At 66.9% G+C, this 25,384-nt stretch carries 24 protein-coding genes and 1 pseudogene; 7 read left to right on the forward strand and 18 right to left on the reverse strand.

Translation table 11 applies throughout. The features are described 5' to 3' along the window. Positions 1 to 410 precede the first annotated feature (410 nt). Positions 411 to 881: a hypothetical protein gene (locus ACTJLD_RS40775; protein ID WP_027792230.1), complete on the forward strand. Its 471-nt coding sequence runs from the start codon at positions 411 to 413 to the stop codon at positions 879 to 881. Positions 882 to 1,053: 172 nt separating this feature from the next. Here the strand turns inward: ACTJLD_RS40775 and ACTJLD_RS40780 are convergent, their stop codons facing one another. The 11 genes and pseudogenes from ACTJLD_RS40780 to ACTJLD_RS40830 all read right to left on the reverse strand — a co-directional run bounded on the left by ACTJLD_RS40780 (position 1,054) and on the right by ACTJLD_RS40830 (position 14,158). Next, positions 1,054 to 1,737 (reverse strand): DUF429 domain-containing protein, encoded by a 684-nt coding sequence (locus tag ACTJLD_RS40780; RefSeq protein WP_059700000.1) that lies wholly within the window; start codon positions 1,735 to 1,737, stop codon positions 1,054 to 1,056. A 9-nt stretch (positions 1,738 to 1,746) separates the two neighbouring features. Beyond that, on the reverse strand, positions 1,747 to 2,271 hold the full coding sequence (locus ACTJLD_RS40785) for an HD domain-containing protein (RefSeq protein ID WP_021161966.1): 525 nt from the start codon (positions 2,269 to 2,271) through the stop codon (positions 1,747 to 1,749). A gap of 121 nt (positions 2,272 to 2,392) precedes the next feature. Continuing rightward, positions 2,393 to 5,863 carry an AAA family ATPase gene (locus tag ACTJLD_RS40790; protein WP_440661701.1) on the reverse strand — a complete coding sequence of 1,157 codons (3,471 nt, stop codon included), beginning with the start codon at positions 5,861 to 5,863 and terminating at the stop codon, positions 2,393 to 2,395. 3 nt (positions 5,864 to 5,866) lie between these two features. Further along, positions 5,867 to 7,117 (reverse strand): metallophosphoesterase family protein, encoded by a 1,251-nt coding sequence (locus ACTJLD_RS40795; RefSeq protein WP_440661703.1) that lies wholly within the window; start codon positions 7,115 to 7,117, stop codon positions 5,867 to 5,869. Between the two features lie 64 nt (positions 7,118 to 7,181). Beyond that, a pseudogene (locus ACTJLD_RS40800) lies at positions 7,182 to 7,708 on the reverse strand (CbrC family protein). Positions 7,709 to 7,786: 78 nt separating this feature from the next. Then, positions 7,787 to 8,359, reverse strand: a complete 573-nt coding sequence (locus ACTJLD_RS40805; protein WP_060373554.1) for a hypothetical protein — start codon at positions 8,357 to 8,359, stop codon at positions 7,787 to 7,789. 163 nt (positions 8,360 to 8,522) lie between these two features. Next, a complete protein-coding gene (locus tag ACTJLD_RS40810; protein ID WP_027792225.1) occupies positions 8,523 to 9,293 on the reverse strand; it encodes a hypothetical protein in 771 nt (256 codons plus the stop codon). 375 nt (positions 9,294 to 9,668) lie between these two features. Further along, positions 9,669 to 10,211, reverse strand: coding sequence for a hypothetical protein (locus ACTJLD_RS40815; RefSeq protein WP_440661705.1), 543 nt, complete (start codon positions 10,209 to 10,211; stop codon positions 9,669 to 9,671). A gap of 329 nt (positions 10,212 to 10,540) precedes the next feature. Then, the gene (locus ACTJLD_RS40820) at positions 10,541 to 11,026 is read right to left on the reverse strand and encodes a hypothetical protein (RefSeq protein WP_226161694.1); all 486 of its coding nucleotides are present in this window, start codon (positions 11,024 to 11,026) and stop codon (positions 10,541 to 10,543) included. Continuing rightward, positions 10,989 to 12,977 carry a gamma-glutamyltransferase family protein gene (locus ACTJLD_RS40825; protein ID WP_440661708.1) on the reverse strand — a complete coding sequence of 663 codons (1,989 nt, stop codon included), beginning with the start codon at positions 12,975 to 12,977 and terminating at the stop codon, positions 10,989 to 10,991. The genes ACTJLD_RS40820 and ACTJLD_RS40825 overlap by 38 nt, the downstream gene beginning before the upstream one ends. 224 nt (positions 12,978 to 13,201) lie before the next feature. Beyond that, complete coding sequence (locus tag ACTJLD_RS40830) at positions 13,202 to 14,158, reverse strand: LysR family transcriptional regulator (protein WP_060082799.1); 957 nt, start codon at positions 14,156 to 14,158, stop codon at positions 13,202 to 13,204. 102 nt (positions 14,159 to 14,260) lie between these two features. On the opposite strand from ACTJLD_RS40830, the gene ACTJLD_RS40835 reads away from it, so the two are divergent. From ACTJLD_RS40835 to ACTJLD_RS40845, 3 genes are all read left to right on the forward strand, one after another. Beyond that, a complete protein-coding gene (locus ACTJLD_RS40835; protein ID WP_440661710.1) occupies positions 14,261 to 15,385 on the forward strand; it encodes an aryl-sulfate sulfotransferase in 1,125 nt (374 codons plus the stop codon). Positions 15,386 to 15,444: 59 nt separating this feature from the next. Next, entirely contained in the window at positions 15,445 to 16,806 is a 1,362-nt protein-coding gene (locus ACTJLD_RS40840; RefSeq protein ID WP_440661712.1) for a uracil-xanthine permease family protein, read from the forward strand. 334 nt (positions 16,807 to 17,140) lie between these two features. Further along, positions 17,141 to 18,079: a tyrosine-type recombinase/integrase gene (locus ACTJLD_RS40845; RefSeq protein WP_226187740.1), complete on the forward strand. Its 939-nt coding sequence runs from the start codon at positions 17,141 to 17,143 to the stop codon at positions 18,077 to 18,079. A 35-nt stretch (positions 18,080 to 18,114) separates the two neighbouring features. Here the strand turns inward: ACTJLD_RS40845 and ACTJLD_RS40850 are convergent, their stop codons facing one another. The 5 genes from ACTJLD_RS40850 to ACTJLD_RS40870 form a co-directional block, all read right to left on the reverse strand. Further along, the gene (locus ACTJLD_RS40850; protein ID WP_027792217.1) at positions 18,115 to 18,594 is read right to left on the reverse strand and encodes an RES family NAD+ phosphorylase; all 480 of its coding nucleotides are present in this window, start codon (positions 18,592 to 18,594) and stop codon (positions 18,115 to 18,117) included. After that, positions 18,591 to 19,046, reverse strand: a complete 456-nt coding sequence (gene parS, locus ACTJLD_RS40855; protein WP_124674429.1) for a type II RES/Xre toxin-antitoxin system antitoxin — start codon at positions 19,044 to 19,046, stop codon at positions 18,591 to 18,593. The genes ACTJLD_RS40850 and parS overlap by 4 nt, the downstream gene beginning before the upstream one ends. Before the next feature lie 224 nt (positions 19,047 to 19,270). Continuing rightward, a complete protein-coding gene (locus tag ACTJLD_RS40860) occupies positions 19,271 to 19,528 on the reverse strand; it encodes a hypothetical protein (RefSeq protein WP_440661715.1) in 258 nt (85 codons plus the stop codon). 482 nt (positions 19,529 to 20,010) lie between these two features. Then, positions 20,011 to 20,142, reverse strand: coding sequence for a hypothetical protein (locus ACTJLD_RS40865; protein ID WP_264165042.1), 132 nt, complete (start codon positions 20,140 to 20,142; stop codon positions 20,011 to 20,013). 91 nt (positions 20,143 to 20,233) lie between these two features. Next, on the reverse strand, positions 20,234 to 20,875 hold the full coding sequence (locus ACTJLD_RS40870; RefSeq protein WP_060063405.1) for an HD domain-containing protein: 642 nt from the start codon (positions 20,873 to 20,875) through the stop codon (positions 20,234 to 20,236). 214 nt (positions 20,876 to 21,089) lie between these two features. On the opposite strand from ACTJLD_RS40870, the gene ACTJLD_RS40875 reads away from it, so the two are divergent. Both ACTJLD_RS40875 and ACTJLD_RS40880 read left to right on the forward strand, forming a co-directional pair. After that, on the forward strand, positions 21,090 to 22,055 hold the full coding sequence (locus tag ACTJLD_RS40875) for a GlxA family transcriptional regulator (protein WP_440661718.1): 966 nt from the start codon (positions 21,090 to 21,092) through the stop codon (positions 22,053 to 22,055). A 322-nt stretch (positions 22,056 to 22,377) separates the two neighbouring features. Beyond that, on the forward strand, positions 22,378 to 22,689 hold the full coding sequence (locus tag ACTJLD_RS40880) for a DUF4148 domain-containing protein (protein ID WP_440661720.1): 312 nt from the start codon (positions 22,378 to 22,380) through the stop codon (positions 22,687 to 22,689). A gap of 7 nt (positions 22,690 to 22,696) precedes the next feature. Here ACTJLD_RS40880 and ACTJLD_RS40885 read toward each other — a convergent pair whose 3' ends face one another. Further along, positions 22,697 to 23,005 (reverse strand): hypothetical protein, encoded by a 309-nt coding sequence (locus tag ACTJLD_RS40885; RefSeq protein WP_124819685.1) that lies wholly within the window; start codon positions 23,003 to 23,005, stop codon positions 22,697 to 22,699. On the opposite strand from ACTJLD_RS40885, the gene ACTJLD_RS40890 reads away from it, so the two are divergent. Continuing rightward, entirely contained in the window at positions 23,004 to 23,717 is a 714-nt protein-coding gene (locus tag ACTJLD_RS40890; RefSeq protein ID WP_059700023.1) for a dienelactone hydrolase family protein, read from the forward strand. The genes ACTJLD_RS40885 and ACTJLD_RS40890 overlap by 2 nt on opposite strands. Positions 23,718 to 23,850: 133 nt before the next feature. Here ACTJLD_RS40890 and ACTJLD_RS40895 read toward each other — a convergent pair whose 3' ends face one another. Next, positions 23,851 to 25,383 (reverse strand): efflux transporter outer membrane subunit, encoded by a 1,533-nt coding sequence (locus ACTJLD_RS40895; protein WP_440661723.1) that lies wholly within the window; start codon positions 25,381 to 25,383, stop codon positions 23,851 to 23,853. Position 25,384 lies beyond the last annotated feature (1 nt).

Here is a 25,384-nt window from a genome sequence, read left to right on the forward strand (position 1 = left end):
TTCGTGTTTCTCAGCAGCGCTGCGTTTTCAGCAGCAGAGAAGCGAGATTATGAACCGTGTTTCGCAGCTCGTCAACAACTTTTTACACTACATCGTTGCGACTGCGGGGTTCAACTTCCAGGCCAGCCGCGCGCCCGACACTGCAGCACACCACCAGCTTCGCTTCCCCTTCCGCGCCGCGTTTCCGTTAGCGCGAAAGAGGCGTGATTCTAAGCACCCTCCCCCATCCACGCAAGCCCTTTGTGAAAATATTTTGAAAAGCCCCCATGCGCTGGCGCGCACCGGGGCTAGCCTCACGACGAGCCGCGCGTCGCAACGCTATCAAACCTCTATTGGTGTGACGTATGCCTCTCGTTCCCCTTATATATACGGACGCGGAACGGGCAATGAATCCGGTGCTGTCGAGTATCATGCCGCGACCGAACCACGCACTCATATCCACGATGGACAGCACGACTCAACCCGGCGACGCCGACCTTCGCGACGAATATGCAGCGCTCCGCGAGCGCGCCATCATCCTGGAAGAACAGGCTCCGCCGCTTCTGCAACGCATCTCGGATGTATTGCCGCGAATCAGCGGCGAATCCGAACTGGCAGACGAGCACCGCGAGCGGCTCGTCGGCGCGCGCAACGCTGCGATGGTCTCGATCGAAAATTATCAACAGGCGATTCCCTTCCTGCAGACGGCCGACTCGATCATCGAGCAGCTGGACAAGACGCCCGAGCGCGACGAAGACATCGAGTGGCGCGAATCGCTGCTGCAACGGCTCGACGAACTGATCGACGTCGCAGTCGTGATGATCGACGACGCCGAAGGCTACTTCGAACAGGCGCAAGCCTGCGACCTGTCCAGCGTGCCGAAAGCCATCCTCGAGGATTGAGTAACGCGGCCCGGAATCGCGTAGCGCGCCGGCGTAACACCGTGTGCGCCAGCCATTCCGATGCTTGCCGGCCGGCAATCGCAGCCTGACACCTTCGCCGGCACACCGGCCGCGCCCCTCCCGAAAAAGCTCACCTTTTTGCTACGCGCCTCGCTAGGGCCGCGCGACACAACTACGGTGCGTCGAGAGCGATCGTCTCGTTCACGATCGGCACGCGGATATATCCGCCCTCCGTATCGCCATACGCGTGCGCATTCCCGTCGACGACGTATTGCGCGGTCAACGCGCACAGGGTCGCGTCTCGCGCATCGACGGACTTCAGCGTCGACACGTCGATCCCCAGCCGCTCCAGCAACTGCCGGCGCTGGTTGCGTTTCTGCTTCGCCGACGCAACAGTCTTGCCCAGCATTGCGCAGGTGATCGCATAGGGATAGGTTTCGAAGCTCGCGCGCCCGCCCGCATAGCGCGCGCCGGTCAGCAGCGGATAGGCGTCCGCGAGTGCGCGGTAGACGCGCTCTCCCATGAACATCCAGTCGAAGAAACCTGACGTGCTCGCGACCGCCTGCTCCCGCGACGGCGTCGGAAAGCATGAGATCCGTTCGCGCGCGAGCGCCTGTTCGGCCGCCCGGCGCCCGCTCCCCGTCCACCACAGGCTCGGTGCGTCGACACCGACGGCCACGACGTCATGGGCGAGACACAGCGCAGGCACCGCTTCGGGCGCGATCCGTTCCTCGCGGCAAACGACCATTGGTCCACGCAGGATCACGAGATCGCATTGCTTCTTTTCGCCACCCACATCGACACCCGCCACGGCCGGCGATTGCCGCGCGGATCCAGCGGATCGGGCCGATCGCATGCGGGCGCCTCAGTCCGCCGGCCGTGCGTCGTAGGCGGCGTCGAAGATCGCTTCGAGACCGGGATGCACGCCACGCATCGGGTCGACGACCGACTTCGCCCAGTCGAAGTACGCCTGCTTGCGCTCGAGCGGCCAGTCCGCGGGCGGATGCCGTGCGATGTCGCGCAGGTTGCAGATCTTGTCGGCCAGCTTCACGAGCTTCGCACGCCGGCTGATGGTCGCCGCATGCTCGACCTGCAGGCGTTTGCGCTCTTCCTTCGGCAACGACTTGTCGTCGGTGACTTCCATCACGATGTCCGCCACGTCCTTGCCGAACAGCCGCAGCAGCTCCTGCTCGGTCGTCTCCGTATCCTCGACCGTATCGTGCAGCACGGCCGCGACGATCACCCGCTCGTCCTCGACGCCGGCCTCGTTGGCCAGCACGTCGGCGAGCGCGATCGGATGATTGATGTACGGCGACGCTTCTTCGTCCTTGCGCCGCTGATTGCGATGCTTGTCCGCCGCGAACGCGATGGCGGCTACCAGCTTTTTCATATTCCCCCCTCGTATGGCCAGACCCGCGACCGGCAGAACCGGTCGCGCGCATTTCGGAACCGCACATACTACCTGCACGCGATGACCCCGCCCGTGCGCCGGCATCCCGGCACACCCCGCATCACGCGCTCACCGGCGCGCGCTGCAGCTCGACCACGTTGACCTGCGCACCGAATATGTCCCGCACGAGCGGCAGCAGGTGGTCGTGGTGCGTCAGGAACAGCACCTGGGTTCGCGTCGACAGATCGCGCAGCGCATCGAGGCCGGCCTTCGCGCGCGCGTCGTCGAAGTTGATGAACAGGTCGTCGGCCACGAACGGCAGCGCAGTCCGGCTGCCGAGCTGCAGTTCCAGTGCCGCGATCCGCAGCGCGAGAAACAACTGGTCACGCGTGCCTTCGCTCAACCCGGCAACCTCGACCGACGCGCCTTTCGTCCGCCGTGCATACAGGGCGGGCGGCGTCCGTTCGGTATCGACGGTCAGCCGCGCGAATTCGCCCAGCGTGAGCCCGGCGAAGATTTCGCCCGCACGCCTGAGCATCGGCCCCTGCTTCTGGTCGCGATAGCGATCCGTCGCCCACTTCAGCAACCGGCTCGCCGTAGCCGCTTCCAGGTACTGTTCGGCTGCATCGCCCATCGCCGCCAGCGCTTCCTGCCGTTTCGACTCGGCAACGGCCGCGTTCGCCTGGCCGTCGATCGCGCCGAACGCCTGATCGGCCACGACCTGCTGCTGTGAAAGCTCGTTGAGCCGCTTGCCGACATCGCCGAGCGATTGCTTCACCGCTTCGAGGTGCGCTGGTACGTCGGCGATGTCCTGCTCCGCGACTTCGGCTTCGACGGCGGAGCGGGACAAACCGTCGCCGTCGCGCACCAGTGCCTCGTGCGCGGCATCGACTGCCTGCCGCAGCTGGCGCTGCCGGTCCGAGCGTTCGGCCAGCGGCAGCGCGGCATCGATCGACACGACACCGGCCAGTTGCAGCAGCGGCTGGATGCGTGCATCGGCACCGGCCACCGCGGCGGCGGCATCCGCGACCTTGCCGTCGGCCTGCCGCACGGCCTCGTCGGCCCGACCGATCGCACGCGCAATTTCCCTGGCGGAAGCGAGGCGCATCGTCAGCCGGCGCGCGACGTCCGGCCAGTCGCCGCTCGTCAGCCATTCCGGCGCGAGCGCCGCGGCAAGCCGCCGTGCGCCCGCCTCGAGCGCGGCCAGTTCCGCGCGGATCACGGCGATCCGGTTGCGCGGTGCGTCGGCATCGGCCAGTTCGGCGGTCACGGCGTTGGCAAGCGCGAGCGCACCTTCCGCCGCGGCCAGCGTCGCCGCATTCGTGGAAAGCTTCGCGTCGGCCAGCGCGTCCCGCCATTGCGCGTGCCACGCGTCGTAGGCCGCCTGCGCGTGGCCGGCCCGCGATTGCGCCGTCGCGCATCCGCGTTCGGCTTCCCGAGCGCGCTCCTCGAGACTGTCCTGCTGCGCGAGCGCTTTCTCGGCCGACTGTACGAAGGCCTCGGCGGTCGCGACGAGCGCCGCCAGACCGTCCGACTCGCCGCCTCGCGACACGGTACGCAGCGCAGCGCGCAACGCGGCTTCGGCACCGGCCCGCGCGGCGCGAATCGTGTCGAATTCGCGACGCTGGCGATCGAGATCGGCCTGCGCGGCGAACACCGTGTCGCGCTTCGCAAGCCAGTCGCCCATCGCCGCCAGCGGCATGCCGGGCACCGCGGCCGTCGTCGCAAGCGCGGCCCATGCGTCGCGATGCGCGGCGAGCTCACGTTCGCGCTCTTCCAGCGCGGCCTGCCTGCGCGTCACGCCCGCACACGCGGATTCGACCTGCTGACGCAGCGACTGCAACGTCGCCGCTGCCTGCGTCGCACCCAACTGCGCGTCGACGAGTTCGTCCGCAAGGCGGATCGCATCGTCGAGCGCGGGCGCGCCCGTTCCGAGATCGATCGCGCCGCTGCGGATATCGCCCCATGCGCCGTCGCGCCGCGCACGCGCTGCCAGCACGTCGGCGGTCGTGACGACCTTGTGGTTCTCCGCGAAGTGCTTCTCCTGCAGTTCGAGCCGCTCGAGCTCTTCGAGCGCGCCGTCCCGTGCGTCGCGTGCGGCAGCGGCCGCGCTCGCGCGTTCGCTGTCCTCCTTCAGCAGCGCGCCGAGCCGCGCCACCGACGGCACGTCGAGCGCGCGCAGCGTGTCGACCGGCATGCGCCACCGGCCGAGCGCATCGAGTGCGCCGGACAGTGTGCGTTCCGCAGCAGCGATTTCCTGTTCGAGCGCCTGCTCGCGCTGGCCGCTGTTGCGAAAGCCCTGCGCATCGGCCAACGCCGCGCGCAGCATTTCCGGCACATCGACGGTCGACAGGCGCGCCTGTTGTTCCTGCACCTGTGCAAGCTCGCGCGTGCGTTCGTCGAGCGATTCGCGCGCGCCGGCCAGCGCCTGGTGCAGCGCGCCGTGTTCGCGCAACAGGTTGGCCACGGTCTTCAGCGACAGCGCCGTCGGCAGCGATGCACGCAGCGACGCTTCGTCCGTCGGCCAGTCGAGCTGGGCGGCCGCGGCGAACGCGGCGGACAGGTGCCGCTCGACGTCCGCACCCAGCAGCAGCAGATCCTGCGCGTGATTCATGCACGCGCCGCGCAGCCGATCGAGCGCTTCGATGTCGGCTTCGAGCGCCAGCGTGTCAGCGTCGGCGTCGATCGCATCGCGCGCCTGCCGTTTCGCGAGCAGGTCGGCCCGCCGTTCCTCGAGCACCTTCTGTTCGGCCGCGAGATCGCCCTGCGCCTTCAACAGATCCGCATACGCGGTGGGCGGCAACTCGACGACCGCGCCCAGTTCCGCGAGCGCCGCGTCCTTGACCGTCAGCTCCTTGAGGTACGGCGCCAGCCGTCGCACGCGCTCGAGCTTCGAGCGCAGTGCTTCGAGCCGGCGCTGTTCCGCGCGCGCCTGCTCGATCTGCTGTTCGACCGCTTCGCGCGCATCCTTGCGTTCGACCCAGTCGCGCGTGCGCACCTGAACCGTCTTCAGTTCGGTCACGGCTTCGTTGAACGACGTTTCGGCAAGTGCAAACGCGCTGCCGCTGCGACGCGGCGCCCACAGCTCGACCGCACGCGCATCGAGCTCCTCGCGCACCGGCCCGAGACTGCCGACCCCGGCGGCCGATTCGAACAGCACCTGGCCGAGCTTGTCGGATGCGTCGAGAATGCTCCGGCCGCCATCGACCAGACGCCCGTGATCGAGCCCGAACATCTGCTCGAAGAATTCGCGCGTGGCGCCGTCGAGAACGGCGGCCAGGTAGTCGTCGGGCAACCTGTCGTCGGCGGGCGTGCGCAGCGGACTGCGCCCGCGGGCGCGGTGGAACGCGAGTTCGCCCGTGCCGCTCTCCAGCACGCCGCCGATCCGCAGTTCCGGTGTGCTGTGCAGGAAATCGAGCGGCGTCTGCAGCTTCATCCCGAACAGCAGCTCCGACACGGCCGTGCGGATCGTCGACTTGCCGGCCTCGTTCGGCCCCACGATCACGTGGAAATCCTCGTCGGCCGACGGAAAACGCAGCGTCTCGTCGGTGAACTTGCCGTACTTGATCAGATCGAGCTGGTTGATCCGCATCGCTTACTCCCCCCTCGCCAGCCGCGCAAGCAACGCGGGCCCGACCTGCTCGACGAGCGCCGTGAACTCGCCCGCGCGTGCCATCGCCAACAACGGCACCTCTTCCTTCACGTCGCTGCGCACCTTGCCGACGAACGGCTTCAGGTCGCGTTCGAGCAACTCGAGGAAATCCGGATCGCGCGCGGCATCGGCCAGGATCTGCTTCAGGTCCTCGAGCGCTTCGAGCTGCTCGCTTTCGCCCGGCTGATGATCGGCCGCGGACGTCGCGAGCCGGACCTTCTCGAGCCACAACCGCTCGTTGCCGATGATGCCGATCTGGTTCAGCACCTCCGCGCGCAACTGCGGCGCGCGGCCGAAAAAGAGGCCGTGGGCGGGCGTACGCCCCGCGACCGTCACGCGCACCGCGCGCGGCACATGGCCGTCGACGGTCAGCAACGCTTCCAGCGACTGGCCGATCTTTCTCGACAGGTCGGCGACGGTCAGGCAATCGGACGCGTCGACCGACACGGCTTCCCAGCGCAGCACGTCGAGATACAGACGCTCGACCTGCGTGCGGCCTTGCTCGACCGTCACGAGCACCGCGCCGCGGCGGCCCGTCTCGCGGATATGGCGCCCCTGCAGGTTGCCGGGAAACACCACGGTGGACGGCCCCGACCATTGCTGGAATTCGTGCACGTGGCCGAGCGCCCAGTAGTCGTAGCCTTTCGCATGGAGTTCGGCCAGCGTGCACGGCGCATAGTTCGCGTGCGCCGCATAGCCTTCGAGCGCCGTATGCAGCACGCCGATGTTGTAGTAACCGGGCACCGGGTCCGGATAGCCGATCGCGAGATTGTCGACGACGGCCTTGTCCTTGAAGCTCTGCCCGTGCAGCGCGACTTCGAATTCAGGCAGCCTGTGGGTTTCCGCCTTGCGGTGGCCGAATACGATGACGTTGTCGGGCAGCGTCAGCTTCTTCGTCATCTCGCTTTCGGCATCGTGGTTGCCGCCGAGGACGAACGCACGGATGCCGGCCTTGCGCAGGCGCCCCATCTGCTGGCCAAAGAAGATGCCCGTGTTGTGATCCTTCCAGTCGCCGTCGTACAGGTCGCCGGCGATCACGAGGAATGCAACCTCCTCTTCGATCGCACGATCCACGAGTTGCCGCAGCGCCTCGCGCGACGCGTTGCGCAACTGCGCGGCCGGCGCGTCGGGATACGCGCTCAGGCCGTGCAACGGGCTGTCAAGGTGTATGTCTGCCGCGTGGATGAACTTCACGAAGATTCCTCTGTTTCATGACGATAAAACCGGCGATCGCCGCGCGATGCCGTGAGCCAGGCCATCAGTCGCAATCCTGGTAGCCGCCGGGTTCGCCGCAACGGATACAGCGGAACATATACGCGGTCGGTGAACCGTCCTTGTCGAGTGCGGCAAGGAAATGCTCCCACTCCGCGCCCTCGTCGAGTCCGGTCGATTCCCGAATCGACGCGACTGCCTGCGGGCCGAGCGCGCGCAGTTCTCCGGCACCCGCACGACCGACGAACTGCGCGGCATCGCCGCAATGCGTCCACCACCGCTCCTGCTGCCAACCCTGAAAGCCCGGCGTGCGACAAGCGATTTCGCTGACGACCGCGTCGGGCACTTCGTCGCATTCGCCGCCGCCGATGCCGTCCGTGCCAGTGAAGGCTGCGCCGAACCGTGGGCAATGCACCATGGGCAGATGCAATTCTCATACTTGTCGACCGCATGCACGGGGCCTGCGTATACGTAACCACGTGCATCGCCGCAACACACGCAGCGCGCGTCCGAGCGGATCACACTGCCCGTTGCCGGCGGGTCGGGATGGTACCTGAAAGCGGGTAACGACATGACGCTCTCCGTGGATCCGGAAGGGAGGGAAGCACGCGATGCGATTTCGAATCGCCATCGTGCCACGGGATGACCGCGTTACCGCGGTACCTCGGCCTCGACAAACGTGCCGTTCACGAAACGATAAACGCGACGCAACGCACCGCCATGCGCGACATATTCCCACCGGATGTCGATGGCGGCCGGATCGTCGTGCCACGCGATCGCCAGATAAGGTGATTGAGTTCCACCGTCGGTTTCGAGAGAAACGGAATCGAGACAGCTTTGGACCGGCAGCGAGAAACGTGGCACCGCACGGGTGCCGCGCAGTTCCAGCACGTATAGCGACCCTTCTTCGCCCGCGCCGCAATATCCGGTCGGACGGCTGCTCGAAGAGCGATTGACGACGACCAGCAGATAGTCGTTGCCGTCGATCCGCTTCGAACGGCCCGACGGAAACGCAACGCTCGATGCCTCTGCCAATGCACGACGCAGCGCGGCCGGCACGATCAGTGCCGATTTCGTGTGGCGGGCCGCATCGACCTCGAACAACCTCGGGCTCGCCCATTCGATCTCGTGACCGTTGGCGAGCCGCACCGATTCTGGCGCCGGCGTTTCGGCGAATGCAACGGCGGCATTCGAGGCCAGCAGCGCCAGCGCCGCGAGCTTCAATGCAATCGACGATCTCGTCGAGCCGATCCATGCTCGCAAGAATCGCGCAGGATCGTCGCGAGGTCCGTCGCATGCGCCGGCATGCCGCTCGGGCCGCGGCGACCCAGGATCGCCGCGCGTGCATCGTTCGCCGCGACGCGCGCGGCCGATCCACGACGCAACGTCACTCGCCGCGCGGCACCGGCGGCGGAGCATAGCCGTTGTCATTGCCGGGGAACGGATTCGCGTTGCGGCGCAGTGCTTCCTCTTCATTCTCCTTCTGCGCGAACAGCGCGACGCCGATCACGCCGACGTTCGCCGAATCGCCGTACTTCGAGTTCGCGACGTAGCTGTCGGGCACCGCCGCGAAGCGGAACGCGGCGACTTCGTCGCGGCTCTTGCGGAAGCCCTCGATCGTCAGCGTGCGGCCCGGATACAGCACGTAACCGCCATTCGTGTAGCTGCCCGGCCGCCCCGACAGCACGTCGAGCCCGTCGACGGTCGACACGACTTCGAACGTGCGGCGCCCCTGGTTGCGCAGCACGATCATGTAGCGCGAACCTTCGACGCCCGCCATGTGCCAGCGGCCGTTGCTGCGCGCGAGACGCAGCGGTGCACCCTTTTCGTCCGTAAACGACAGCGCGATGTCGCCGTTGGCGAGCGCGACGCGGGTCGGCAACCGGCGAACCTGGGACGCGGGCGGATGTCCGGGCAGCGCATCGTTGTAATAGACCGACGCGAGATCCGTCGGCTTCGCCGGATCCGCACGTTCGAAATCGACCTGGCGGGTTTCGGATCGCACCGACTCGCCCCATGCAGTGCCGAGCCCGCGGCGTTCGCTGGCATCCGGTGCGGCGGCGGACGCGCCGGTGCTGGCGGACGGCGGGGGCGGCGCTGCGCAGGCGGCCAGCCAGAGCACGCAGGCGAGCGCGAGAAGACGAAAAAGGATGGTCATGACGTGAGGCCTCGGAATGTTATCGGGCCGCGCCGGACTGGCCGGAACGGCATTTTGGTGTCGTCTGTCGTCACGATGTCGATCGGACATGCTGGCCCGTGTCGGCCGGCACCGCGATCCCGGCGGCCCGGCGACCGGGAGCCCCGCTATTTAAGCATGGCGGGCGGGCAATGGGCAGGGGGCGCGCACGCCGCCCGTTGCGGGCACGTGCCGGCGGCTCCAGACAAAGGCGTGCATACGTGTCGCGTCGCCGGATCGGTGGCGAACATCGACGCATCCCCGTATCGAGGATGCGTTGAACGGCGCGCCGAGCGCGCCAATAGAAAAGCCCGGCCCGCATCGAAGCGGGCCGGGCCTTGACGGGAAGCGTGACGCTTACAGCGCGCCGCCTTGCGCGGACGCCGAACCCTTCACACCGACCGATGCGCCGCCCTGCACCGCGTTCGTCGCACCTTCGAGCGCCTCACCGGCCTTCGCCTTCGCGCCGCCGGCGACGTCGCCTGCCGTCGACACCGCGCCTTGCGCGTGGCTCTTCGCCTTGCCCGCGACATGCTTCACGTGCGATTTCGTCGAGTGGACGGCCGACGCGGCGGCATCCTTCGCCGTGCCCGCTGCCGAACCGACCGCATGCGTCGCACCGCCCACCGCGTTGCCGGTCGCCGAGCCCACGTCGCCGACCGTCTTGCCGACGCCGTTCAGCGCACCGCCGACGACGTTGCCCGCGCCCGAACCCGAGCCTGCCGCGTTCGCGCCGGCGCCGGCCTGCACACCCACGCCACCGCCGAGCAGCGGCGTCTGAACCTGCGCGCCGACACCCGCGGAACCCTGGGCGCCGGTTTGCGCCGTCTGTGCGAACGCAGCCGAAGTCGCCACTGCCGTCAGTGCAGCACCCACCAGAATCGTACGGATCTTGTTCATGGTCATTCTCCCCAAAGACGTTGTTGCTGCGGGCCGCCTTCGTGCGGCTTGTCGCATGCCTCACCGCGACGTGCGGCAGGTGGAGCTAATGTAGCGGCGCGAACGCGCAAAACGATTGATTTGCGGGGACTGTTACTTCGGTTGCAAATGCTGACGATTGATTCACACAGTTTGACAATCGGGGGATTGCAACGGGATCGGGACGGTGTAGCCCGGCGGACGGGGAAAGCCTGGAGGCGTGTCGCGTGGTGCATTCCGCGACGGAGCCAAGGCTGATCGCCGCGGATCGGAACCAGACAGGCGAAACGGCCGGAAGCGACCAGAAACGGCTAGCAGGGAAACCGGCCGCTTCTATAAGCATTCCAAAGGACGCTCGTCGGCCAGCCGTCGGTACGGCCTGACAACCGGCTTCTCGCGATCAGCTCGATGTCGTCGGACACGCACGCCGCCACGCCGGCATGCCCCGACGCGCCGAACGCGAGCTTGAACGCCTTTTCCCTCAGCGCATCCACGGCCGGCCGGTCGAGCGCTGCGCCCGGATCACCGTCGATTTCGTCGAACGACGCCATCCACTGTGCATCGAACGGCTCGGCGTCGCGACTGTCCAGCGCGCGGTCGCAATCCAGGTCGGCGAGGAAATCGAAAAAGCCCGGCGCCGACAGGATGGCGTCCATTTCAAGCAGATGCGCATGCATCATTGCGGCTCCTTCACGATGCACGGCCCCGATCGCCCGTCGGCCAATACGGGCAGATCGGAACCGCACGCGTACCGCCCGATTATGGCCGGAACGTATTGCCGAGCACGACGCCTTCACGCCGCGGATCGGTGCCGCCCTGCAACGCGGGCGACTGGCCGACCGTCACGCGCATCACCGTGTTGACGCCGCTCGCCTGCGCGGACGTCGACACCTTGTGCCCGAGCGCGAGCAGCCCCGTGATCAGCGGATCGTTCGCCCCGTTGTTCGCCGTGTTGACGTTCGGATGCTCGCCGCCGATCGTGGTCGTCGGGCTGTTGCTTGCGCCGAAGTCGACGAGCCCGGCGGACTGCTGCGCATCGAGACCCCAGTCGAGCGCGCCGACGAGCGTCTTGACCACGTATTGCGGAATCGTGCCGCCGCCCGGCGAACCGGTCGCCATCACGAAGTCACCGCGCGAGCCGTCCGCGGCCTGACCGAACACGATCGTCGGCGCCATCGAGCTGCGCGGCCGCTTGCCCGGCTGCAGGCGGTTGGCCACCGGATTGCCCGAACTGTCGACCGGGTTCGCGGAAAAATCGGTCAACTGGTTGTTCAGCAGGAAGCCGTTGGTCATGTGGAACGAGCCCATGCTCGACTCGACCGTGGTCGTCGCGCTCAGCACGTTGCCGTCGCCGTCGACGATCGTGAACTGGTTCGTGCCGTGCTCGATCAACGTCGTGTCGACCCCGAGCGGTACCGCACCGAGATCGCCCGGCTGCGCGGTACCCATGCTCTTGGCCGGGTCGATCAGCGCCGCGCGCGATTTCAGGTAAGGCTTGTTCAGCAGCGTATTCCACGTGCCGCCCGGCAGCGGCACGAAATCCGTGTCGGCCACGTATTTGTCGCGGTCGGCATACGCGAGCCGCTCGGCCTCGGTGATGAGGTGCACGCCCGCGACGGTCGGCTTGCCGCCTTCGAGATCGATCGCCGTCGGCTTCAGCGACTTCAGATCGTAGTTCTCGAGAATGCCGAGTGCCGACGCGACCGCGATGCCGCCCGACGACGGCGGCGGCATCCCGCACACCCAGTAGCTGCGATGGGTCGTGCACACCGGGTCGCGGCGCTTCGCCTGGTAGGCGGCCAGATCCGCGACGGTCGTCTTGCCCGGCGTGAGCGTCGAGCCATCGGCGCCCTTCGTCGTGGCGATCTTCGCGACGATGTCCTGCGCGATCTGCCCCGTGTACAGCGCGTTCGCACCCGACTGCGCCATCAGCGTCAGCGTGCGCGCATACGCCGGATTCTTCAGCACGGTGCCGAGTGTCTTCGGCGAACCGTCGGCGTTCAGGAAATACGCGGCGGCCTCGGGGTCGCGCTTCAGGTTCGCGGCGTTCGCCGCGATCGCGTCGGCGAGCCGGCCACCGATCGGGAAGCCGTTGGTCGCGAGCGTGATCGCATCGCCGAACAGGTTCTGCCACGGCAGCCGGCCGTGATCCTGCTGCAGCGCCTCGATGAGCCTCGGCACACCGATCGTGCCGATCGAGCGGCCGCTCGCACGCGCATTCGGCAGCGGCGCGGAGTGGTCGGTCGCATCGTCGACATAGCGCAGGTAGTTCTCCGTCGCGGCGGCCGGCGCGGTTTCCCGGCCGTCATACGCCTGCAGCGTCTTGCCGCGCGCATCGTAGTAGAGCAGCACACCGCCCGAGCCGAGGCCCGTCGCTTCGGGCACGGTCAGCCCGAGCACGGCCTGCACGGCGACCGCCGCGTCGGCGGCCGTGCCGCCTTTCTTCAGCACCGCGCAACCGGCCGCGCTCGCGTAGGCGTTCGACGTGGCGACCAGATACGTTTTTGCATAGACGGGCTTCATCCCGGTGCGATAACCGGACGACGCTTCCGGCAGTGACGGGTCGCCCGGCTGGTTCGACCCGACCACGACAGTCGAGCCGCTGTTGTCGATTGCGAGACAACTCGTGTCGGCCGTGGGTGTCGTCGTGGCGCCCGTGTCGGTTTCGATGTCGTTGCCGCCGCAGGCCGTCATCATGGCGGCCGCGAGCAACGCGGACGCATACGGAAAGATCGCTGTTCTGTTCATTGTCTGCCGATGTTCTTGTCAGTCGTTGCGAGGGACACCACGCTGCCTGCGACCCCCTCGGTGCGCCGACAACGCATTCGATAGTCCCATGAACAAATTTTTTTCCGCAATAAGGGAATGAAGTAATGCCGCCGGACGTTGCACGCACAACGTCACGACCGCACGCGCGCGGGTACGCGTATTGCACTGCATCGCAGTGCGATGCGCTCGCGTGGCCGCTGTCGTTATCGCGCTGCCCGGCGGCGCTTGCCGGCCGTTCGGCCGTCGCGCGCGAAACCGTCTTCCATCGCTTCGATCGCGTCGGAGAAGAACTCGAGGAACATCGTCATGGCGACAGTCGCGCTCATGTCCGCCCGTTGGTAGATGCAGCTGAACGAGCGCGCGCCCGCATCGGCAAGCGGCGTCCACGCGAGCCGGCCGGCAGCCACGTCGTCCGCGACGTTCTCGGCGATCAGGAAGCCGACGCCCGCGCCTTCGGCCGCAAGACGCCGCACCATCGGCACCGAACCCGTTTCGACCAGCGGCCGCACGTTGCGCGGCTGTCGTGCATCGATCTGGTCGAACATCGCGCGCAGTTCCGTGTCGGGTGTCATCAGGATCAGCGGATGCGCGAAGCAGTCGCGCATCCGCACCTTTCCGCCTGACGCCGCGAGCGGATGGCCGGGCGCCGTGACGACACCCAGCGGCTGGGCAAACGCCCGCACCTCGACGACGCCCGCCGACGTGCGCCGGCGCAACGCATAGCCGATGTCGGCCTCGCCCGTCTCGACCCAGCGCACGATGCTTTCGCCGTTTCCCGAGCGAACGCTGTACGTGACGCCCGGATAGCGCTGCATCGCGGCAAGGATCGCGTCGGGCACGAGCTTTTCCGCGGTCGATGCGGGCACCGCCAGGTTCACGTGGCCGCGCCGCAGCGCGCGCAGGTCCTCGACCTGCGTGAGCGCGTTGTCGAAGTCGCGCTGACCGCGCCGCACGGCCGCGATCACGATCTCGCCGGCAAGCGTCAGCTGCATGCCGCGCGGCAGCCGGTCGAACAGCGGCACGCCGACCTGCTCCTCGAGATTGCGGATCTGCTGGTGCACCGCCGCGGCGGTCAGGTGCAGCGCGTCGGCCGCCTTGCGAATCGAGCCGCGTCGCGCGACTTCGTCGAAACAGCGGAATGCCTGCGATATCGAACGCATGAGTGATCCGTTAGTTTTTTCCGAACAGGCCGTCAAGAATAATCCGATTTTACTGATCGCCCGGATCGTCTAGATTGCGCTGCATCCCCGTGTCCGATTCGAATGGAGAGTGCAGTGACAACCGTCGACCAGATTACCCAGCGCCGCCGTGGCGTCGGCCTCATCGCCCACGATCCCGCACTGTCCGCGGGCGGCTATACGCTCATCGCGCCGCAGACGGCCGACGGCAACGTCTATCTCGTCGGCATCGACGGTGAAGTCGCGCATCAGTGGAAGATGCCCGTGCGCCCCGGCCGCCATGCGGTCATCCTCGCGAACGGCAACCTCGGCTACAACGGCAATCATCCGCACTCCGAATCGCGCTATGCGCCGTGGTCGATGTGGCATGGCGGCGACTTCTACGAAGTCACGCCGCAAGGCGAAACCGTGTGGCGCTACGAGGACCCCGCGCATCATCACGACGCGCAGTGGCTGCCGAACGGCAACCTGCTGTACGCCGCGTGCGAACCGGTCGACGCCGCGTTCGCGCGGCGCGTGCCGGGCGGCACGCCGCACGGCGACGACGAAGTGATGTATGCGGACGTGATCCGCGAAGTGAACCGGGCCGGGCAGATCGTGTGGGAATGGCGTGCGCGCGAACACCTGCGACCCGAGGATTTCCCGATCGCGGCCGGCTTCGGGCGCTATCACTGGCCGCTCGTCAACGGCCTCGCGGTCGACGCGAACGGCCGCGTGCTGATGAGCCTGCGCACGACGTCGGGCATCATCGGGGTGAACCGCGAAACCGGCCGCGTCGACCTGCGGATCGGGCCCGACGTCGTGTCGCACCAGCATGCGCCGGTGCCGCTCGCGAACGGCAACATCCTCGCGTTCGACAACGGCAATTTCCGCCACGGCGCGCACGTCGTGTTCTCGCGCGTCGTCGAGATCGATCCGGCGACGCAGCGCGTCGTGTGGTCGTATACGGACGACGTCGTGAACCTGTTCTACACGCCGTTCATGGGCAACGCGCAGCGCTTGCCGAACGGCAACACGCACGTCACCGAATCGTCGACAGGCCGCCTGTTCGAAGTGACGCCCGCCGGCGAGGTCGTCTGGGAATACGTGATTCCGTGGTTCGCCGAATACCCGGACGAAGCCGCGCGCAAGACCGGGCCGGGCCAGCTCAACAGCGTGTTCCAGACGTTCCGCTACAGCGCCGCGCAACTGCCCTGGCTGCAGGCCTGACCTTGCCGTTCACCGCCGGTTTCCGGCGCTCGTCGCCGTTCGCTTCCGAGGGGCCTGCCGTGTCGCACGATCCGATCCCAACGCCCGTCGATGCACGGCTGCCCGCCTGGCAGCTCGCGCTGTTCGGGCTGCAGCACGTGCTGTCGATGGCCGCCTCCCCGATCACGGCCGTGTTCCTGATCGCAAAAGTGCTCGCGCTGCCGGCGGACCTGACCGTCCAGCTGATCGGCGCGACGTTCTTCGCCTGCGGGATCGGCACGCTGCTGCAATCGCTCGGCGCCGGCCCCATCGGCGCGCGCATGCCGTTCGTGATGGTGCCCGGCGGCGCACCGACGATGCTGTTCGCCGGCATTGCCGCGCAATCGGGCCTGCCGACCGCCGCCGGCGCGGCGCTGCTCGCCAGCGCGTTCTACTGGGTACTGCTGCCCGTCTTCACGCGTTGCCTGCGGCTCTTTCCGCGCATCGTCGTCGGCGCGATGCTGCTGCTCGTGTCGATCAACCTGATCCGGATCTACGCGACGATCGTCGTCGGCCAGCCCGGTTCGGCCGACTTCGCCCAGCCGCGCGCGCTCGGTCTCGCGCTGGCGACGATCGTCGCCACGGTCGTCGTCGCGGGTGCGTTCCGCGGCACGCTCGGGCGCCTCGCGGTGCTGATCGGACTGATGGCCGGCGCAACGCTCGGCTGGGCGCTCGATGCGATGCCGGCGCTCGCCGACGTTTGGCGCGGCCCGCTGTTCACGCATCCGGTATGGCTGCCGTTCGGGATGCCGCGCTTCGACGTGCTGGCCGCGCTGCCGCTGCTGATCTTCACCGCGATCTCGATGGCCGAGGCCACCGCGCAGACGGTCGCCGTCGGCGAAACGTGCGGCAAGCCGATCTCGCTGTCGCGCGACGTGCCGAAGACGATACGCGGCGATGGGCTGGCGTCGCTCGCCGGCGCGCTGTTCGGCACGCCGCTGATCGTGACCAGCGCCGAGAATATCGGCGTCGTGCAGACGACCGGCGTGCGCTCGCGCTACGTGACGGCCGCGGCCGGCGCGATCCTGATCGTCATCGCGCTGTTCGCGCCGCTCGCGCGGCTCGCGTATGCGATTCCGGCCGCGGTGGTCGGCGGCACCGCGCTGGTCGTGTTCGCGATGATCGGCGTGATGGGGATCCGGCTGCTCGCCGGCGTCGACCTGCACGCGCGCGCCAACCAGTACACGCTCGCGGCCGCGTTCGTCGTCGGCCTTGCACCGATCCTGGTGCCGAACCTGTATCGCCATTTCGGCTCAGCCGTGCAGATCGTGCTCGGCAACGGCATGGCGGCCGGCACCCTCGCGGCCATCGCGACGCAACTGGCGTTCGCCGCATTTACGCGGCTCAGCGGACAGGCAAGCGCGACAGCGGTTGCGGCTTCTTCGCCTTCGCGCGACGGTTGATGGTGGCGGCTGGTGATGTTGCGCGGTGCCGCGTGCCGGCGACATCGCACGCCGAGCAGCCGGTTCGTTTGCGATTGCCGGCCCGACACCCAGCTTCCTCACACGACGGGCCTGGCTCATGTCGGTCAGCCACGGATGATCCGGATGCGGACCCCGACGCGATGGAACTGGGTGCCGGACGCACTCCGTTTCTTCAACACGCTGCTGCTCGCTTGCCTGGCCCGGCACAACGACTGCATCGTCGACGCACGTCCCGCGCACTGACGCACCGGTTGCGTCGGACTGGCCATCTGACCGATTGCCGGAGCCTCCGCGTTCCGGCTATAAATCGTGCATGGACACGAATCGCTGGACCCACGACCCCGTCGGCGCCTTCCGGGCATGGCAGGAAACCGCCGCGACCGGCGCCGACCGCCGGCCGTTCGCGCCGCGTTCGGTCGTGCAGCACGTCGCGATGTTCGAACGGTTCCTGCGTCATCTGATCGCGCACCGCGTGTCGCTGGCCACGTTCGGGCCCGACCACGTCGCGGCCTTCCTGGCGGAACTCGAGCGCACCTGTGCGCCCGGCACGTCGACTCGCGTACGCTACGCGAAGCTGATCGACCGGCTGGGCCGGCATCTGGTCGAGGCCGGCGTGCGCACGATCCATCCGGCCGGACGGACGACGCGTGATCTCGCATGGCCGGACGGCGAGCCCGAGCCGTGCTACCTGCCGCCCGATGCCGACGCGGCGCTTCAGCACCACGTGCAACCTCGACCGGACGACACACCGGCCGATTGCCGGAATCGCGCGATCGTCGCGCTGCTGCTCGGGAGCGGCATCACTTCGGCGGAGATACGTGCGACGACGCACGACGCGCTCGATCTCGACGCGCGGCCGCCTGCACTATCCGTGCCGCGCGATCGGGCGCGGCCGGCGCGCCGGATCAGGCTCGCCGAATTTTCACTGGCGCCGCTCGCCGCATGGCGCGCGCGCTCGTCAGACGCGCCGGCATCCGCGTTGCTGTTTCCCGCGCCGCGCGGCGGTGGCGCGATGAACGACATGTTCCTGCTGCTCGTGGTGCGCGACGCGCTGACCGCGATCGGATTCCACGCGGCCGACATGAGCCCGCGCGTGCTGCGCAATACGGTTGCGCGCCGCCAGTTGCTTGCGGGTCATGCACATGCCGACGTCAGTACGATGCTCGGTCTCGTCAGTACGCGAACGGTCACGCGCCTCCGGCAGACGCTGCCACCCGATGCGGCAGCGGATCGCGCCGCACACGAGCGCTGATCCCGCGTCTGGCGCAGGCTCCGTCGTCCGGTTCCCTATTCACCGGGCTTCGACTGGACCAACCGCAGAATCCGGGTGTCGTACGGTGATTGCATCACTTCGGCAATACGGGCCTCGGAAGCAGCCGGATGCAGTGGATTCAGCAGGAAGTTGTGCGCGTGCGGCACGACGACGCTCGGCACGCGCAGCAGCGCGCTCGGCTGCGTGTGCAGCCACTCGGTACCGGCGCTGCGGGTCCAGTCGACGTTGGATCGCCAGTCGTCCGGCGCGTCGCCCTCCGCGATTTCGGCGATATCGACCGAATCGGCCACCTCGATGCGAAGCAACTGGTACCCGCTCGGCAATTGCGCGACCGTGGCGATCTCGAAATGAACGAGCGTCTCGAGCAGCGCGAGCGCCGGATGCTCAGCGAGATACACGACGGGCTGCCCGGCGAAATGCCAGCGCCCGCCGGCGCGCAACCCGCCGATGCCTTTCAGGTCGGCGAAATTGCTGATCCGCCACAGCGTCGTCAAGCGAAATACCCCTCGTCGATCTGCGTGAGGGCTTCCTCGACGAGCCGCGCGCCATGCTCGGTGCTCGCCATGTCGAGCGACGTGCGGCCGCCGAAGCGCTGGAGCCCGTTGCGCAGCCACGCCATCGCCTTGTCCTGGTCGCCGAACGTGGCCGTTGCCTGCGCGACGATGCGCGCGAGACGGATCGCCTTGTCGGATTCCTCGGGCGACAGGCGTTCGTGCGCCTGGCGACGATGGCTCAGCGTGCGGCGCGGAATGATGAAGGCCAGTTCGTCCGATTTCAGCCCGTGCTCGGACAGCCGGTCGATCACCGAGACGTCAACGCGCGCGCTCGCCAGCTCGGCAAGATCGGCCCCCGATCGGACTCGGATCGCCAGCAGTTGTTCGAGAATCGTGAATTCGGCCTGACGCGGATGCGCGACGCCCGAAGGATGAAAAGCAATGGTGCTCATGACTTCTCCCGGCAATTTGCCCAATCATTATAGGCGTTTTGCCGGAAACTGACGGAAGGTGGATGGAGAGTGGGGCTGTGGTGGAGGTCAGGGCGTCTGCAAAGGCGGGAGCGAACATGACCCACCTGCCTGGAGGCGCGTTACTGGGGGGCGAATCGAAGATTCGCCAGGGTGATGAAAGGTACTTTTTCAGTATATAAAGTCGAGGAAATATCACGTGGTTGTCACGTAACAACATCTTTACTGATTTCATCCGCTCCCAATCCGCCGCCCATTCTTCCTGACAAGGCCGAGAGGTTCGCCAAGGACACGGAGACTTCGTCAAGCGCGGCCCCCGTCCCCGGCACTGGGAACGCCGCTCCCGGCAATTCACCGTTCGTCACGACGGAAACACATTGCCGCGCCTCGCGCCGGATGCGTTCCCATATCGCACGTTTCTCGTCGTCGGTCATGAACACCCGGTGCGAGACGTCGTCGGACATTCGGCCTCCCCCTTGCAGGCATCGTCGAACAGTGTCGAGCACACATCGACACCGAGGCTGTCGGATATGTAGTGAGGTTTGGGTGCCATCGAAACACTCGTATGGGTCGAAAATCCGGCGCAACGAATCACGCTCCCATAGGAGGCTACCTTTCCGCTGGTGATGCGGACGATGCCGCCCGGCTTGCTTCGACGACACCGCAAGCCGCACCCATATCGCCGTAATGCCCACGCCATATGTCGATCCGGCCTTCGCACAGTTGCCAACTGGTCGCGGAGGATGTTCTGCGAATCCCCGAAGATCCAACGCGTGGTGCTGTCCAACAAAGTCGGCCGCACCAAGTACACCGGTGAACGTCGGAAAACGCGCAACCGCCTGCCGATTGCCGTGAAGGTTTTCGCCCTTGTGTATCGGCGAATGCCATGCGCCACAGCACACGCCGTACGCACCGGCATCATTCGCACGCGTGCGCTGCTCCGGAATCACTTCGCGATCAGCCAGACGTCCTGCGACGGCGCGGGGCCGCGCGGGCCGACCGTCTGGATGTTGACGTCATCTTCGACCGGCGCGCCGTTCGCTCCGATCAGCTTTCGATCGTTCGACTGGTCCAACATGATCGCATTCCTGAATATATGCGAATCGCGATTCGTGTTCCGCGCACGATCTCCGTTCAGCAGCAGAGGTCGTACGCCATACCGCGAACAATCAGCCCGCCCACGCGGACGACCGGATCACGCTGCAGAAGTTGCCGGCGTGGAAATGGGGATCCTTGTCGCCAAGCACGTCTGCCTTCACGTTGCCGAACGTCGTGTCGGGCTTGTGCCTGATCCCGTCGTAGAACGCCTGGATGATGTCTTCCTTGAAGTGCGGCGTACGCGGATGCGCACGGACGACGGCCTCGCGTTCGACGTCGCTGTATTCCGGATACGTCAGGCCCAGCACATCCATCTCGACACCTGCGGTCACGAGCGCGATCACCGGATGCATGTGCTGCGGGATGCCCGGCGTGGTATGCAGTGCAATCGAAGTCCATACGACATCGATATCCTGCTGCGAGATGCCCTTGCCCTTCAGGAAATCGCGGGCGGCGTTGGCGCCGTCCACCTCGAACCGCTCGCACGCGCTGCTGTGTTTGTGCGTGAGCCCCATGTCATGGAACATGCAGCCGCAGTAGAGCAACTCGGGATCGTATTTCAGACCGCGCCGCTGGCCCGCGAGCGCAGCGAAATAGAAGACGCGGCTGGAATGATGGAACAGCAACGGCGACGCGGTATCGCGCACGAGTTCGGTGATCTCGCGCGTCAGCTGGCTATCGGGAATGGTGATGCCTGCAACGTTCTCAGTCATGATCGACCTCCATTGAAAACACCCTTGATTCTCCGGAGCCCGATAGCCGTCTTCAATAGACGTATTGCGTCAAATCCTGCCATTTTGCGCGACAGACGGACACGGTGCCCGCACGGCAGGAAGAACGCCGGAAACAGGCTCCGCCGCGCGCTCCGTGCATCGCTGGCCCCTCTATACTGCTACCCGTCACGTTCGAAACAACTCGCAATCGATCATGCCGAAGGTCGTGGGAATCTTCGCCGTTCCGGGCGTTCAACTGCTCGATGTCTCCGCACCGCTCGACGTCTTCGCGCAAGCGAACGCCGAATGCGGGAAACCGTTCTATACGTTGCGGATCATTGCGGGCGAGTCCGGCCCGATCCGCAGTTCGTCCGGCGCGCAGCTGCTGCCCGACTGGATCGTTCCCGACATTCCCGAGCGCATCGACACGCTGCTGGTCGCCGGCGCGCCGGGCGCCGGCCGGATCGCACTGCGCACCGACGTGCTCGCGTGGCTGCGAGCGGCGGCCGTGCAGAGCAAGCGCTACGGCTCGATCTGCACCGGCGCGTTCATCCTCGCGGCCACCGGCCTGCTGAAAGGGCGTCACGTGACCACGCACTGGGCTGCCGCGGACGCGCTTGCCGAAGCCTATCCGTCGCTCGCCGTCGACGCGGATGCACTGTACGTGCGCGACGGCAAGCTGCGCACCGGCGCCGGCGTGACGGCCGGGCTTGATCTCGCGCTCGCGCTGGTCGAGGAAGATCTCGGCCGCGAGATCGCGCGGCGCGTCGCCGCGCAACTGGTCATGTTCTTCAAGCGACCGGGCGGGCAACTCCAGTTCAGCCGCAAGGGCGAGGCGCGCCCCGCCGGGCGTTCGGTACTGCAGGAGGTCCAGCGCTGGATCGCGGCCAATCCGGAACTCGAGCACTCGGTGGCGGAGATGGCGAAGCATGCAGGCATGAGCCCGCGCCACTTCGCTCGGCTGTTCCGCGCGGAAGTCGGCATGACGCCTGCCGCATGGGTCGAGGCGACCCGGATTTCGGCAGCCCGCCACCTGCTCGAGAACGGCCACGACACGCCGAAACAGGTCGCCGCGAAATGCGGCTTCGCGAACGTCGATACGCTCAGGCGGTCTTTCACCCGGCACGTCGGCATCACACCTGCCGAATACCGGAAACGGCAGGCAGTCCTGGCCGAGTGACGCGGCGGTACGCACGCGATACGACACGAACGATGATGTCGTCAGCCCCACTCGAACACTTCGGAATACGATTTATTCATCGTTGTCCGGCCACTTGCCGATCGACGACATCGCTCCATTGACGGCCTCGCCCGTGGTCCAGATCAAGCGCCGGACAGGCTCTCAATAATCAGACGAAATACTCACCCGTTCAGATCGTTTACCCAGTTGCAATAATTATTCGCTGGAACGCGTATTTCCGACCGGTAACGCGATCGCTACGATGCAATCAACCGCTGAACGCAACAAGCGAAGCGCGAAATCAATGAAACCGGAGGTCGTCATGAAGTCGTTCATCTACGCTGTCGTCGCCGCAACCGCCCTGTCCGCCTCGTACGGCGCATTCGCACAGTCGAATCCGTCGGGCCAACTGACGCGCGCCCAGGTGCGCGCGGAACTCGTCCAGCTCGAACAGGCCGGCTACAAGCCCGAAGTCTCCGATCAGTATTACCCGCGCGCGCTGCAGACCGCACAGGCCCGCGTGACGAACGCCGATGAAGCCGGCTACGGCGCGCAAGCCGCCGCTGGTGTGCGTGCCGGCCGCGCGATCGCGGTCAAGCAGGACGGCCGCGACTCCATGTATTTCGGCCAGTAAGCGCCCGTCACGCGCCGGCGTATTCCGACACGCGCGGCACACCGCACAACACCCCGCTCCCGTTCAAACGGCGCGGGGTGTTGCTTTTCGGCCATCCGTTCCGGGAACGAATCGCCCCCTCATCGCACGCGGTCTTGCGAACGCCGTGCCGTTCACGCAGGCAGCCTGTGTTTGCGCATAGAATGGCCGCGTGGTCGGCGCCGGCCGAAACGAACGCGAGCGGAAACCACGACGCCCGGCTTGCCCGATCGTCGCCGCGCCGCAGGCCGGCCCCGATGCCGCACTCATCGCATTTTTCGAAAAGGAGCGGTTTCATGTCTCAAACATCCGGTTCCATGATCACGTTTCGACGCCCGGACGGCCAGGAACTGCAGGGCTATCTCGCCACGCCGGCAAAAACCGAAGGCGCGCCCGCGGTCGTCGTCATCCAGGAATGGTGGGGGCTGAACGACCAGATCCGCGGCGTCGCGGATCGCCTCGCGCGCTGCGGCTACTTCGCGCTCGTGCCTGACCTGTATCGCGGCAAGTCGACGGTCGAGGAAGAAGAAGCGCACCACCTGATGACCGGGCTCGATTTCGGCGACGCGGCCTCGCAGGACATTCCGGGCGCCGTGACCTATCTGAAGACGCTTGCGTCGCGTGTCGCGGTAACGGGTTACTGCATGGGCGGTGCACTCACACTGCTGTCGCTGCAGTTCGCCGATGCGGACGCGGGCGTCACGTGGTACGGTTTCCCGCCGCTCGACTACCTCGATCCGGCGAAGCTCAAGGTGCCGCTGATGGGCCACTGGGGCACGCAGGATGCGTTCTTCGCGATCGACCAGGTCGATGCGCTCGAGAAGAAGCTGACCGACGCGAAGGTCGGTTTCGAATTCCATCGCTATCTCGCGCATCATGCGTTCGCGAACGAAACGGCCGTCGGCCCCGGCCGTATCGCCGGCACGCAGTTCGATCCCGTGTGGTCGCAAATGGCATGGGATCGCACGCTGACGTTCTTCGGCCGCACGCTTTGGACAAAGCAGGCGTAGCGCAACATCGCTTCGGATGTGAGCAGCCGAGCAATAAGAAAACGCCACGGATTTTCATCCGTGGCGTTTTCGCTTTTGCATCTCGCCAGATCGGCAGGCAGAAGCAGTTGCCCGCTCCTGCCCCGCCTTTCACTTACCCGTTCGTCGCCGCCGACGACGCAGGCGCCGGAGCGGCCGCCTTGTCGTAGTCGACCGGCGCATCCGGCGCGCGCGGCGTCTCGCCGGCCCGCTGGATCCAGCCGCCGCCCAATGCGCGGTACAGCGTGACCAGGTTCGTCCAGCGCGCCAGACGTGCGTTGATCAGCGTCTGCTGTGCCGAGTACAGATCCGTCTGCGCGGTCAGCACCGACAGGTAGCTGTCGACACCGTTCTTGTAACGCAGATCCGACAGGTCGAAACGTCGCTGCTGCGCGTGCTCGTTGCGCTCGAGCGCCGCGATCTGCTGGTCGTACGTGCCGCGTGCGGCCAGGCCGTCCGCCACTTCGCGGAATGCCGATTGGATCGCCTTCTCGTAGTTCGCGATCTCGATGCGTTTCTGCACGTTCGCGAGGTTCAGGTTCGCGATGTTCTGCCCGCCTTCGAAGATCGGCATCGTGATCTGCGGCGCGAACGACCACGCCGCCGTGCCGGCCTTGAACAGGCCGCCCAGCGTCGGGCTGCCGGTGCCGAACGCGCCCGTCAGCGAGATGCGCGGGAAGAACGCCGCGCGTGCCGCACCGATGTTCGCATTCGCGGCCAGCAGCGTCTGCTCGGCCTGCATCACGTCCGGACGACGCGTCAGCAGGTCCGACGGCAACCCGGCCGGCACGTCCGTCAGCAGGTTCTGCGCGTCGAGCGGCATGCCCGGCGGCAGATCGTCCGGCAGCGGCTCGCCGATCAGCAGCACCAGCGCGTTCAGCGCCTGCGCACGCGCACGCGCCTGCGCCTGCTGGTTCGCGAGCGCCGTCTCGACAACCGTCTGCGCCTGACGCAGCTCGAGCTCGGAGCCCGTGCCGTTGTCGAACTGCAGCTTGGTCAGGTCGTATTGCGCCTGAGCGGACTTCAGCGTGTCCTCCGTGACCTTCAGCAGGTCGTCGGTCGACAGCAGCGTCAGGTACTGGTCCGCCACCTGCGACACCAGCGAGATCTCCGACGCCTGCCGTGCGTACGACGTCGACAGGTATTGCGCGAGCGCCTGGTCCTTCAGGCTCTGCACGCGGCCGAACAGGTCGAGCTCCCACGACGCGGACAGCCCGACGTTGTAGTTGCGCGAGATCAGCGGCGCATTGGTCGTCGACAAGCCCTGCGGAATGCGCTGGATGCTGCCCGTGCCCGTGCCGTCGAGCGTCGGGAACAGCTCCGCGCGCGTGATCTGGTACTGCGCGCGCGCCGCCTCGATGTTCAGCACCGACACGCGCAGGTCGCGGTTGTTTTTCAGCGCGATCTCGATCAGCCGCTGCAGGCGCGGATCGACGAAGAATTCGCGCCAGCCGATGGCGGTCGCCGCCTGGCCGTTCGCGCTGCGCGCGCCGGCCGCACCCGGCTGCGTCGCATAGACGCCGCCGGCCGGGTACGCCTGTGCGACCGGCGCGTCGGGCCGCTTGTAATGCGGCGCCATCGTGCAGCCCGCAGCGAACAACGCGGCAGCCATCGCGACCGCACTTGCAGTCAAAGCATGTTTTTGCATC

This window comes from Burkholderia sp. 22088 (genome assembly GCF_052045915.1).
Classification (GTDB): Bacteria; Pseudomonadota; Gammaproteobacteria; order Burkholderiales; family Burkholderiaceae; genus Burkholderia; species Burkholderia cepacia.

Bases quoted from the DNA above. Each gene is read 5' to 3' on its own strand.
- ACTJLD_RS40775 (WP_027792230.1), top strand. From the start codon at position 411: ATGCCGCGACCGAACCACGCACTCATATCCACGATGGACAGCACGACT.
- ACTJLD_RS40780 (WP_059700000.1), bottom strand. From the start codon at position 1,737: ATGCGATCGGCCCGATCCGCTGGATCCGCGCGGCAATCGCCGGCCGTG.
- ACTJLD_RS40785 (WP_021161966.1), bottom strand. From the start codon at position 2,271: ATGAAAAAGCTGGTAGCCGCCATCGCGTTCGCGGCGGACAAGCATCGC.
- ACTJLD_RS40790 (WP_440661701.1), bottom strand. From the start codon at position 5,863: ATGCGGATCAACCAGCTCGATCTGATCAAGTACGGCAAGTTCACCGAC.
- ACTJLD_RS40810 (WP_027792225.1), bottom strand. From the start codon at position 9,293: ATGACCATCCTTTTTCGTCTTCTCGCGCTCGCCTGCGTGCTCTGGCTG.
- ACTJLD_RS40815 (WP_440661705.1), bottom strand. From the start codon at position 10,211: ATGAACAAGATCCGTACGATTCTGGTGGGTGCTGCACTGACGGCAGTG.
- ACTJLD_RS40825 (WP_440661708.1), bottom strand. From the start codon at position 12,977: ATGAACAGAACAGCGATCTTTCCGTATGCGTCCGCGTTGCTCGCGGCC.
- ACTJLD_RS40830 (WP_060082799.1), bottom strand. From the start codon at position 14,158: ATGCGTTCGATATCGCAGGCATTCCGCTGTTTCGACGAAGTCGCGCGA.
- ACTJLD_RS40835 (WP_440661710.1), top strand. From the start codon at position 14,261: ATGGAGAGTGCAGTGACAACCGTCGACCAGATTACCCAGCGCCGCCGT.
- ACTJLD_RS40845 (WP_226187740.1), top strand. From the start codon at position 17,141: ATGGACACGAATCGCTGGACCCACGACCCCGTCGGCGCCTTCCGGGCA.
- parS (WP_124674429.1), bottom strand. From the start codon at position 19,046: ATGAGCACCATTGCTTTTCATCCTTCGGGCGTCGCGCATCCGCGTCAG.
- ACTJLD_RS40860 (WP_440661715.1), bottom strand. From the start codon at position 19,528: ATGTCCGACGACGTCTCGCACCGGGTGTTCATGACCGACGACGAGAAA.
- ACTJLD_RS40865 (WP_264165042.1), bottom strand. From the start codon at position 20,142: ATGTTGGACCAGTCGAACGATCGAAAGCTGATCGGAGCGAACGGCGCG.
- ACTJLD_RS40870 (WP_060063405.1), bottom strand. From the start codon at position 20,875: ATGACTGAGAACGTTGCAGGCATCACCATTCCCGATAGCCAGCTGACG.
- ACTJLD_RS40875 (WP_440661718.1), top strand. From the start codon at position 21,090: ATGCCGAAGGTCGTGGGAATCTTCGCCGTTCCGGGCGTTCAACTGCTC.
- ACTJLD_RS40880 (WP_440661720.1), top strand. From the start codon at position 22,378: ATGAAGTCGTTCATCTACGCTGTCGTCGCCGCAACCGCCCTGTCCGCC.
- ACTJLD_RS40890 (WP_059700023.1), top strand. From the start codon at position 23,004: ATGTCTCAAACATCCGGTTCCATGATCACGTTTCGACGCCCGGACGGC.
- ACTJLD_RS40885 (WP_124819685.1), bottom strand. From the start codon at position 23,005: ATGAAACCGCTCCTTTTCGAAAAATGCGATGAGTGCGGCATCGGGGCC.
- ACTJLD_RS40895 (WP_440661723.1), bottom strand. From the start codon at position 25,383: ATGCAAAAACATGCTTTGACTGCAAGTGCGGTCGCGATGGCTGCCGCG.